General features: G+C 67.2%; 10 protein-coding genes. 6 read left to right on the top strand and 4 right to left on the bottom strand.

The genetic code is table 11. The annotated features are described in order from the left end of the window. Together Q0C59_RS16190 and Q0C59_RS16185 are read left to right on the top strand one after the other, a co-directional pair. Positions 1-1251 (top strand): choice-of-anchor O protein (locus Q0C59_RS16190; protein ID WP_291217388.1); only part of this gene is annotated, 1251 nt, incomplete at its 5' end. A gap of 453 nt (positions 1252-1704) precedes the next feature. Further along, on the top strand, positions 1705-1878 hold the full coding sequence (locus tag Q0C59_RS16185) for a hypothetical protein (RefSeq protein ID WP_291217386.1): 174 nt from the start codon (positions 1705-1707) through the stop codon (positions 1876-1878). A gap of 72 nt (positions 1879-1950) precedes the next feature. Here the strand turns inward: Q0C59_RS16185 and Q0C59_RS16180 are convergent, their stop codons facing one another. The 3 genes from Q0C59_RS16180 to Q0C59_RS16170 are packed head-to-tail and all read right to left on the bottom strand — an operon-like array spanning position 1951 to position 4124. Further along, complete coding sequence (locus tag Q0C59_RS16180) at positions 1951-3099, bottom strand: hypothetical protein (protein WP_291217384.1); 1149 nt, start codon at positions 3097-3099, stop codon at positions 1951-1953. Between the two features lie 6 nt (positions 3100-3105). Then, positions 3106-3630, bottom strand: coding sequence for a flavodoxin (locus Q0C59_RS16175; RefSeq protein WP_291217382.1), 525 nt, complete (start codon positions 3628-3630; stop codon positions 3106-3108). Positions 3631-3659: 29 nt separating this feature from the next. After that, positions 3660-4124, bottom strand: coding sequence for an RT0821/Lpp0805 family surface protein (locus Q0C59_RS16170; RefSeq protein WP_291217380.1), 465 nt, complete (start codon positions 4122-4124; stop codon positions 3660-3662). Positions 4125-4310: 186 nt separating this feature from the next. Between Q0C59_RS16170 and Q0C59_RS16165 the strand changes: the two genes are divergently transcribed. The 3 genes from Q0C59_RS16165 (at position 4311) to Q0C59_RS16155 (ending at position 6635) form a co-directional block, all read left to right on the top strand. After that, positions 4311-4763: a host attachment protein gene (locus Q0C59_RS16165; protein ID WP_291217378.1), complete on the top strand. Its 453-nt coding sequence runs from the start codon at positions 4311-4313 to the stop codon at positions 4761-4763. A gap of 64 nt (positions 4764-4827) precedes the next feature. Beyond that, positions 4828-5256: a cytochrome c gene (locus Q0C59_RS16160; RefSeq protein ID WP_291217376.1), complete on the top strand. Its 429-nt coding sequence runs from the start codon at positions 4828-4830 to the stop codon at positions 5254-5256. Next, positions 5253-6635, top strand: a complete 1383-nt coding sequence (locus Q0C59_RS16155; RefSeq protein ID WP_291217373.1) for a trypsin-like peptidase domain-containing protein — start codon at positions 5253-5255, stop codon at positions 6633-6635. Before Q0C59_RS16160 ends, Q0C59_RS16155 begins: the two co-directional genes overlap by 4 nt. Before the next feature lie 95 nt (positions 6636-6730). On the opposite strand, the gene Q0C59_RS16150 is transcribed toward Q0C59_RS16155, so the two are convergent. Then, the gene (locus Q0C59_RS16150) at positions 6731-9847 is read right to left on the bottom strand and encodes a hypothetical protein (protein WP_291217371.1); all 3117 of its coding nucleotides are present in this window, start codon (positions 9845-9847) and stop codon (positions 6731-6733) included. A 334-nt stretch (positions 9848-10181) separates the two neighbouring features. On the opposite strand from Q0C59_RS16150, the gene Q0C59_RS16145 reads away from it, so the two are divergent. After that, positions 10182-10546, top strand: a 365-nt coding sequence (locus Q0C59_RS16145; RefSeq protein ID WP_291217369.1) for a hypothetical protein, incomplete at its 3' end; no start/stop codon positions are given.

The following is a 10546-nucleotide window of genomic DNA, read 5'->3' as shown; positions in this document are numbered from 1 at the left end:
GACTTCGTGCTGGCAACGCCCGTGCGCCTCACCGACAACTCGACGGGCTTCGGACTGTCGGGCTCGGTCAACCCCATCTTCGATGGCGCAGGTGTCAACGTGGACCCGGACCTGATCGAGAAGGGCCAGGCGGGCGCATCGCGCGCGAACATCGGCATGGTCGGCAGCACTGCCATCGTTGCGTACGAGGAGACCAAAGGTTCCGAAGGACTCGACGAGGGCAAGTTCGTGCGCTACCACACCTTCCCGTTCGCTTCGCCTCCAGCGACGCCCGAAGGCCGGGCCGGCTGCGTCATCAGCAACCCGCTGAAGAATGCGCGCCGGGTGCGCTTTCTGACCCAGAGCGCGCTGGACGCCGGACCCGGTGGCATCCAGATCGCGGTCTTCTGGAAAGAAGGCATCTACGACAAGGGCGGTCCGTCCGACATCGTGGTGCGCCGCGGCATGGGTGGTCTGCAAGCCAGCAGCATGGTGCCTTCGGTGGACGCCGCCTGCGCGACCTCCGACTACACCACCGCCATCGGCCTGAGCAACGTGCCGGGTGAGAACATCAGCAGCCGGGCACCCAGCTTGACGGTGGCCGACAACGGCCTTGCCGATGGCACCGAGACCAACTTCACCGAAAACGCCCTGGCGCACCGCGGCGTGTTGCGTGGCGGTGACCTGTGGATCGGCTACAACTACACCCCCGACCTGGTGAGACTCTGGGCCCAGTTGGACAACTACAACTTCTGGCTGCGCAAGTACACCTTTGCCGGCGGCAGCGGCAGCTGGGACCTGCCGCAGAACGTGACCAACATCACCGACAAGCGCATCAACGTTCGGGAGCCCCGGATCTTCGGCACGCCCAAGAGCAGTGCGACGGCTTGCCCGACCGGTCTGCCCGGTGATCCCACCACGACCGATGCGACGCTGTGCCAGAACACCAACGTGATCTACCTGGCCTGGGGAACGCAGGAAAACGTCTCGCCGTTCGTGCCTGAGGGGGGTGCCGACCTGGGCATCTACATCACGGCCAGCATCGATGGCGCGCAGTCCTTCGCCACCCCGGTCCGGTACTCGGTCGCTGCAGGACCTTTGTTCCAGGATGACGAGTCGGCCTACGAGTCGCAGGTGGTCACCCGCCCTGACGGCGGCCGCTTCTACGGTGTCTGGAACCAGGCCGATGCCTCCGTCGAGGTGGTGCCGGGCGTGACAAAAACCGTGGCGGAATACGCCAGCGGCAGCATCACGTCGATCGTGAGTCCATAGTTGTTCGCGGCTGCCTGAGCACTGAAGAGGCTGACGAATCGTCAGCCTCTTTTTTTTACCCCGACTGCCTTGAGCCAGCATGCTGGCGTTCGTCAACAAGACGCTGTCAAGGTGGCAGCGCTCTACCTCGTCCTGGCCCTGTTGCCGCTTGGGGTGGGAGAGATCGCCGCGCGGTCCGCGGGTCTGGAACGACGGTCACGGCTGGATGAGTGGACTTGCGGTCTGGGCATGATCGGTTTTGCCCTGGTGGCGCTGTCGTTCTTTCTCCGGGAAGGTGTTGAACCCGTTTTTCCACACCTTGTGGGGCGCCCTGGCCGGGCTGGTGTTCGGGCCGGCCAGTTCGCCTGAATCCAGCCGGGGCAGCGTTGGCCGCACCGCGACAACCCGTTTTCCATCGGCAACGCGCCTGGAGCCAACGGCCAGCTGCAGTTCCTGATCAAGGAGGCGGGTGACATGACCCGTGGGCTGGCCACACACGCGGTGGGCGACATCGCCTACATCGATGGACCGCATGGCTGCTTTGACCTGCCCAAGGAAGCCAACGCGATCGTCATTTTCGCCGGTGGCATCGGGGTGGCGCCGTTTGTGAGTCTGCTGGGCCTGCTCCTGGCGCTGGCCTGGCGCTGAACATCCATTCGCTGCGGGCGTGCTGCCAGCCTGCATGCAGAGCTCAGGTTCAGGGCGCGGTGTGGCTGCCGCTCACGGTGCACCTTCGGGTCGGCTGGCCAGCCGGCGGCGCCACTCCAGCACGCAGGCACCCATGCCTGCGGCCATGGTGGCGGTCACCAGCAGCGGACCCACCACCGGCACCGCGCCCACCACCAGCAGCGCGATCACGGCCACGGCCATCCAGCCGTAGGGCACCACCGCGCCCTTGTTCTCGGCCGGCCAGGCGTGCGATGCCAGCCAACGCGCGGCGAACAAGGCCCCGATCAACCAGCCCAGCAGCAACAGCGGCGGGTACATGGCCATGACCACCAGGCCCAGTGGAATGCCCAGCAGTGTGAAGAAGAGCAACAGCGCGAGCACCGGCAGGGCCAGCAGCAACACCGCGCCCACGCCGAGTGCACGCCAGGGCTCGGTTTCGATGTGGTGCGCGGCCTGACCGGCAAAGCGGGAGAACACGAACAGCACCACGCCGGCCAGGGCCAGCACGCCCAGCAGCCCCATGGACAGCGGCACCAGCAACCACCACCCCGCCATGGCGGGCCACCCTTTGTCGTGCATGGGGTGCCGCTCGTCGCGGCCCCAGCGGGTGTCGTCGTCGTCGAACAATCCCTCGACGCGTTCCAGCGTGCCGGTGACCACGGCAGCGGGGTCCTGCGACACGGTGGACGCCGTGTGGCGCAGGCCACCGCCCACACGCGCCAGGGGCCCGAGCTCCAGCTGTTCCACGGCGGCCTGCACGCTGCCGCCCACAGGCCCGTTGAGCACCAGCCGGCGCGCGCGCACATTGAGCGAACCGTCCACACGGCCGTCCACCAGCACTTCGCCACCGGCGAGCTCGGCCCGCCCGGCCACCTGGGCGGTGTGGGTGAGCTTGACGTTTCCGCCTGCGGCCATCAGGTCGCCGCCGACCGCGCTCTCCAGCGAGATGTCGCCACCGGCCGCGCGCACGTCGTCACCCACCGGGGCGCGCACATCGACCGTGCCACCGAGCAGCAAGGCGTCGTCGGCCACCGACTGATCCACCACCACACGCCCGCCCACAGCAGAAAAGTCGCCATTCACCGTTGCCGCAGGCCGCACCGATGAACCGAACAGCTGCACGTTGCGCTCGACCACCACCGGCTGGGCGAACGCACCGGCCACCGACAAACCCAGAACCAACAGCAGCGCGGCTCGCATGGTGGTTCAGGCGGGGGCCTGGTCATGCATCGGGGGCAACGAGACGGAAACCGCCCGCACCCGTTTGAGTTCGAGCAGGAAACTCCGCAGCGCCGGGTCGCGCTGGCATTGCGGCACCGCCCGTTCGGTCAGCGCCAGCCGGGCCAGCGCGGGGCGTCCGCTCAGCGCCTCCAGATCGTCCATCGCGTTGGCGTGGCCGGAACCGCCGCAGGTGCAGAACAAGGCCACGTTGTCCAGCTCACTGCGGTGGCGGTGCACCCAGGTGCGCACGGGGCTGGCCACGCTCCAGAACCACACGGGTGTGCCCACGATCACGAGGTCGTAGTCACCGGGGCGGCGGCGGGCGCGCTCGATCGACGGACGAAGCCGGAAGATGGCCTCCAGCGCCGAGCGCAGATAGCCGAGCACACCGTCGCGGCTGCTGCTGTCCTCGATGCGCTCGAGATCGGCGTGGCAACTGGCCGCGATCTGGCGCGCCAAAAATTCGGTGTGACCACTGCGGGAGTAATAAACCACCAGGATGCGACTCACGACTGGGTTCCTTTCACGGGCATGGACCATTAGGGTTGGGCGCGCCAGCTGCCGTCGGGCTGGCGGCAGGCCGTGCCCCACATCTGTTCCACGCGCCCGCCAATGACAGCGCTCACTTGGTATTCGCGGCAGGGTCCTTCGTCGCTGCCGTAGGTGCGGGTTGGCACCACGGTGTAGCGGTAGCCGGTGTCCGGGTTGACCCACTGGCTGGACACGCCGGTGCGCACGGTCTCCAGGGTCTGCGCGGTCTTGTAGCGGTCGCGCTCGTCCATGGAGCGGCCCACGGTGCCACCCACGGCCACACCGGCGAGCGTGCCCAGAATCACGGCGGCGGTGCGGCCACTGCCCTGGCCGAACTGCGAACCCACGGCCCCACCCAGCAGGCCACCAATGACCATGCCGCTTTGTTCCTGGGTCACGGGGGTCTGGCAGGCGGCCAACGCGAAGGCGGTCAGCACCACGGGCAAGAAACGTTTCAGAAAGCAGGTGTTCATGGCGGTTGTGTCCCTGTTGGTCGCTGCGTGTGACAGAACCTTCAGTCTGTGCGGTGCAGCATTCGGCCCGCTTGAGCATGCTCAATGCATGCGCAGGTTGACCGGGTGCGCCGGCATTGATCAAGCTCAACGCTGTGCATTCCCGCCGGTTCCAGACTGGGTGCCCTCGAATTGAAAGGAGCCGTTATGAGAACGCAATGGATTCTGGTTGCCAATGGGTCCCTGGCCCGCTTCTTCAGCCGCCACGGAGCGGGCGATCCGCTGGTGCCACTGGAGACCATCGACTTTCCCGAAGGCCGCCTCAAGGGCAGTGAACTCGAACGGGACCGCCATGGTCACGAGAGCAGCGACAACAGCACTGCGGCAGCGCACTTCGAACCCCACACGGGCTTGCGCAAGAAGCTGCTGCACCAGTTCGCCCGCGAGTTGGCCGAACGGCTGGAGGAAGGCCTGGTCGACAGGGAGTACGACGCGTTGTGGGTCACCGCATCCAGCCCCTTCCTCGGCGAACTGAAGGCCGCTCTGCACCCGGGCGTTGCCGCACGGATCCAGTGGCTGCACGACGCCGACCTGACCGCTCTGGACGTGGGTGCGATCGAGACACGCCTGCGCGACCTCACTGCCGCTCGCTTGAGCTGACTCAAGGCTGCACTCGCCCAGCGGCTTATCTTGCCCCTGTGCCCCCAAACCCCGAGGAGCCCCCATGAAAAATGCCCTGACACCCCTATGTTTCGCCGCTGGCCTCAGCCTGTTGGCCGGTGCTGCGCTGGCGCAGGGTCGCCCAGCCACGGCCGACCCTGGCAAGCGTGAGTTCGACGCCAATTGCGCCAGTTGCCACGGCACCAGCGGCAAGGGCGACGGCCCGCTGGTGCCCTTTCTGACCCGCAGCCCGCCCGACCTCACCCAACTGGCCAAACGAAACGGCGGCGTGCTGCCCATGAGCCGGCTCTACGACGTGATCGATGGCGCCGAAGTGCCGGCCCACGGTTCGCGCGACATGCCGGTGTGGGGCCGCGACTACCGCGTCAAGGACGCCGAGTACTTCATGGAGGCGCCGTACAACGCCGAGGCGCATGTGCGTGCGCGCATCCTGGGTTTGCTGGAGTACATCAACCGCATCCAGGCCAAGTGAAGCGCCAGCGCTGGCCACTGACCGTGGCGGTGCTGTTGTGCTGCGCGCTGGGCACCGCACAGGCCGAGCAGCCCGACGGCCTCGCCGCCGCGCTGCCGGGCGGGTTCACCCCCAATTACCGGGCGATCGCCGAACGGGCGGGGCCGGCCGTGGTGGGGATCGAGGTGGTCGGCATGCGCACGCCTTCTGCGCTGGACTGGGACCCCGACAACGGGCTGCCTGCGCTTCCGTTCAAAGGCAAGCTGCCGTTTCACGGGCAGGGATCGGGCTTCATCATCAGCAGCGACGGGCTGGTGCTCACCAGCGCCCACGTGATCCAGGGCGCCCGCCGCATCACGGTGCGCCTGGGCGACCGGCGCCAGTTCCGCGCGCAGGTGCTGGGCATCGACGCCACCACCGACGTGGCCGTGCTGCGCGTGGACGCCAAAGACCTGCCAGTGCTGCGCATGGGCCGGGTGGACCTGTTGCAGGTGGGCGACCCGGTGGTGACGATCGGCTCACCCTTCGGGCTGGAACAAAGTGTTTCGCACGGCATCGTCAGCGCCAAGGGGCGCGCGCTGCCGGGCTTTGCCGCGGTGCCGCACATCCAGACCGATGTGCCGGTGAACCCGGGCCATTCGGGCGGGCCGCTGCTCGATGCCAGCGCCTCGGTGGTGGGCATCAATTCGCAGATCTACACCTTCTCCGGGGGATACCAGGGCCTGTCGTTCGCGGTGCCGATCGACCTGGCGCTGCGCGTCAAGGACGAGATCGTGGCCCACGGCCGCATGCTGCACGGCTACCTGGGCGTGACGATCCAGAACCTGGACCTCACACTGGCCCGCGCCTTCGGCCTGGACCGCCCGCGCGGTGCGCTGGTGGCCGGCACGGACGCCGGCAGTGCCGCCGACAAAGGGGGCCTGCGCGCGGGCGACATCATCACCGCCTTCAATGATGAGACGCTCGGCCACGCTGGCGAGCTCACCAGCCACCTGGGCGTGACCTCGCCCGGCGAGCGGGTGCGCCTCACGGTGTGGCGGGCCAGGAAGGCTCTGGAGGTGGTGGTGCAGCTAGACCAGGCCATGGAGCCCGGTGGCGAAAGCGCACCCGAGTCGGCAACCCCTGCCCCGGCCCAGCAGGAACTGGGCTGGCGCCTGCGGCCTCTGACGGCACAGGAGCGCACTCTGCTGGGTGTGGCGGGCGGCCTGTGGGTGGAAGAAGTGAGCGCGCTCACGGCGCAAGCTGGCCTGCTCGCGGGCGACGCTCTGCTGACCATCAACCTCAAGTCCGTGCATTCGGTGGAGGACGTGCGCCAGCTGCTGCGCGAACGCCCCCTGAACGCGGCGCTGCTGGTGGACCGCGACGGGCAGCGCATGTTCATCCCGCTGATGCTGGACTGAACACCCCAAAAAAAGGGCACCGCTGGAATCCAGACGGTGCCCGGGAGGGGGATGCTCCGAGGGTCAGAGAGCATCCCGACGACACACGGTTCAACTCACTTGAGCACGCTCAGGCCTCCTGCGCCCGCGGCCACATAGACACGGCCATTGTTGATGGCGGTGGCGGCGGCCCCGCCGACCACACCCTTGATGGCCATCAGGCTCGGTGCGGCCAGGTTGCTCCAGTCGAGCTTGACCACGCCGGCGTCGCCGTAGCCCACATAGAACAACAGCCGGGGCGTGCTCAGGGTGTAGACCGAACCGGCACCGTTGCTCAGCAGCTGGTTGGCCGGGAAGAACTGCGGCGTCATGTAGAGCGCACCGCCTTCGGTGTCCTCGTAGCCGGCGAGCTTCTGCAGCTTGAAATAGCCAGCGGCCGTGGGTCGGCATTCGGCCACGCCACCCTGCTTCGAACTGAGCTTGGTCACATCGGTCACCGCCAGACACGCATCGGGCGCCTGGCCCATGGGCACCACGGCCGGGCGCTCCAGGGTGGCGGGGCGGATCAGGTCGGCCATGCGGTAGGCCACCAGGCCGAAGCTGTCGTAGCTGAAGTAGGCGATGTCACCCACCACATGCACGTCCACGCTCTTGCCGTCGGCCGAGCCGAAGGCGTTGTCGTCGTCGGACTTGAGGGGTTCGAAGGTCTTGACCAGATGCCCGGCCACGTTGAGGTCCTTCGCCAGGCCGCTGGCCAGAAAGTCCGTCATGTCGACCACCGAGATGCCGTAGGCACCGGCCGCCACCACCGCGTAGGTGCGCTGCGTGGCGCTGTTCTTCCACAGCTTGACCGACGCCGCACGGCCCAGCGGGGGACGCCCGCTGGTGCCCTCGGAGTCACCGATGTTGGCCACCACGTGGTTGCCGGTGGCGGGATCGGCCGTGGTGTCGTACACCGTCACGCCGTTGTCGCCGTCGGCCACGATGGCGTACTTGCCGTGGAAGGTCACGCCGTACGCATGGTCCTGGCCCGTCACCTTGATCAGGCCCACGCTGCCGGCTTCGGTGTTGTGCTCGAAGATGCCGCCCTTGGCGTCGAGGATGGCGGGGCTGCCCACCTGTGCCGCGCCGCCGGTGACGGCCGACACATCCACCCGCCGCATGCCCAGGCTCTGGCTCATCACGTAGGCCTTGGTGGGGTCGTCACCGAAGCCGATCTTGAAGGCATGCGGCGTGGGCTGCACACCAACGGGCGACGTGGCGTATTCGTCAGCCAGCGTGTTGGCCACCAGGTGCAGGTCGTCGATGGGGGTGAAGCCGCTGGCGATGTTCCAGACGCTCACACCGTGCGGGCCGTCGGCCAGGTAGAGGTGGTTGCCCGCCACCGTCACACCTTCGGCATGGCCGATGGCGATGGGTTGGCCGGCAGTGCCGTCTTCAAACGCGCCCACTTCGTTGGTGCTCACCAGGTTCACGGGCACCGCAAACCGGTTGGCCACGGCGATGCCTGCGCCGGTCAGGTTCTTGACGTCGAGATAACTCACACCGCCAGCACCCGACGACTGCACCAGGTCCACCTGGCCCTCGGCCCGGGTGTCTCGGTTGCCCAGCATGAACAAGGCACCACCGTGACCATTGACCTCGCCCGTCACCAGCATCACCGGCGCGGCGTAGTTGCCGCTGCCATCCGCCGTGAGGAATTTGGGCAGCGACTCGTCACCCACCGGCACGGGCGTCATGTCGAAGGACGTGACGAACTCGTAGTCGGGCCAGTAGACGCGAGGCTCGGTCACACCTTCGATCGTGTTGTTGTCGAACGGCGCGCCGGGGTTTTTCCACCGGGTGGCCGGATCTTCGGCGCCGCTCACCACCACCACACCGGCAAAGTGGTCGGTGAAGTAGGCGTGGTACTTCGTGTTGTCGGCGGGGTCCGGCACCACGCGCACGTCCATCACGCCGGCTTCCTTCAGCATGCCGGAGCCGAAGTGCGACAGGATGCCTTTCTTGTCCACGTTGATCGGCGGCTCGTCGGGGCCGTGGGCCGGCGCAGCGGGCACATAGCCCGCGTACACCGGGGCTGCCGGGTCCGTCACGTCCACCGCCACCAGACCACCCAGCGAGTAGGCGATGAAGGCCATGGTCTTGCCACCGATGGACTGCACGTCCATGGTGCGCACGTTGTAGTACTCACGGCCATAGCGGTCGAATTCGGCCCAGGGGTAAGCAGGCAGATCGTTCTTGCTTTTCAGCTCAACGGCGGCCTGTTCGTAGGTGGGCATGCCGTCCGCGTCCAGGAACGACGGGTTGGCCAGCAGCGCCGTGTTGCAGGCGGGCTTGCGGTTCGGGTAGCCGAACCAGTCTTCCTGCGCGGTGTTCGCGCAGTCGGTGTAGAGGTTGTAGATGCCCTCGCGTGCCAGGGTGGCGGGGTTGTAGATGCCCATGCCCAGGTAACCCAGCGCGGCATACAGCTTGCCGCCCTGCATCCTCAGGCTCTGCGCCCCACCCCATGGGTTTTCACCGGCGTAGGTGAGCGTGTAGGCCTGCACCGCCGGTGCGTCGATGGGAACGGCACCGTCGGCCGCAGCGTCCATCAGGTTGCTCAGGCGCGTCTTCTGGATGCCGTAAGCCCCGTTGGCGATGAAGAGTTCGTCGTCGGTGGTGTCGGCGTCTGTGCCCTGGGTGTCCACCAGCAGATCGTTCACCGGACCGCTTTCGTGCACCGTCTCCAGTTCGGTCAGCAGGTTGCCCCCACCGTCCACCGTGGTGAACCCCGGCGCGGTGTAGCCCACCTGCATGGTGCGCAGGTAGGTCATCGCGGCCGGGTTGGTGATGTCCACCACACCAATGCCGCCCTCACCCATGGACAACAACGCATAGCTCTTGCCGCCGTAGGCCTTGACCACGGTGATGTGCCAGATGTAGCCCGGCGCACTGACCTCGGTCACCACACCCTTGCTCATGCCCACCGGTGTGGCCGCAAACCGGTTGGCCATGGTGAAGAGTGTCCAGTCGGCCGTGCCGTCGTTGAAAAACTCCACATCCTGCGTGCCACCACCCACTTGCGCGGCCAGGCTGTCGATGTTGGCTTCGATGATGGTGGTGGGCGTGAGGGCCAGGGTGTCGGTGCTGCTGCCGCCACAGCCGCTGGCCACCAGGGCCGCCGTGCAAACAGCCGACAGGCCGGCGGTCCACAGCGGGCGCCGCAACAGGGGTTGAAGGAGTCTGAAGGTCATGAGATGGGTCCTCTGAAATGGGGGTGAAGCCGTGGTCCCAACGGGAATGCCTGTGCTGACGCATTCGCAAGCAAACGTAAGAAACCTGCAAATGAGTTTCAGCCTGTGTTGCGCTGCCCGATTGAGCGGGCTCAAGCAACCGCCAAACCGGCATCCCGCTGCGCCTTGGCATGACGTGTTTGCACACACAACCAGAGTTGCGATGCATTGCGTTGAGTGCACTCAATGCCCAGCGGCCCGCGCGTGCAGACACTGCGTGGCGAGGTTCGGGCGATGCATGTCACCGACCGCCGAACCGCACAAGCACCCAGCTTCAAGCTTTGAGGACACCCCCATGAACAAGCCCTTGCCTCTGTCTGTCGCCGCCGTCACCCTCGCCGTTTCTCTGGCCGCGCCCGCCTGGGCCGCCGGCGGCGGCGGCGGCCCAGGCGCCGGCGTGCTGCCGCCCGGTGGAGGCGCGGGTGCGGGCCCAGGGGCTGGACCGGGCGCCATGTCCGCCCGGCAAGACCGGCAAAACACACAGACCCAGCTCCAGACCCAGGAGCAGTTGCTGTTGCGCACGCGCGATCAACTCAAAACCCAGGACCGCCTGCTCAGCGCCACGCGCGATCAAATCAAGACGCAGGACCGCGTGCTCATGCAGACCCGCGACCAGCTGAAGACCCAGGACCAGACCCGCGACCGTGAACAGCTGCAGAC

It is taken from the genome of Hydrogenophaga sp. (genome assembly GCF_022844385.1).
Taxonomy (GTDB): Bacteria; Pseudomonadota; Gammaproteobacteria; order Burkholderiales; family Burkholderiaceae_C; genus Hydrogenophaga.
Note: the sequence above shows the minus strand (reverse complement) of the source record. Positions and strands in the feature narration are given on the sequence as shown.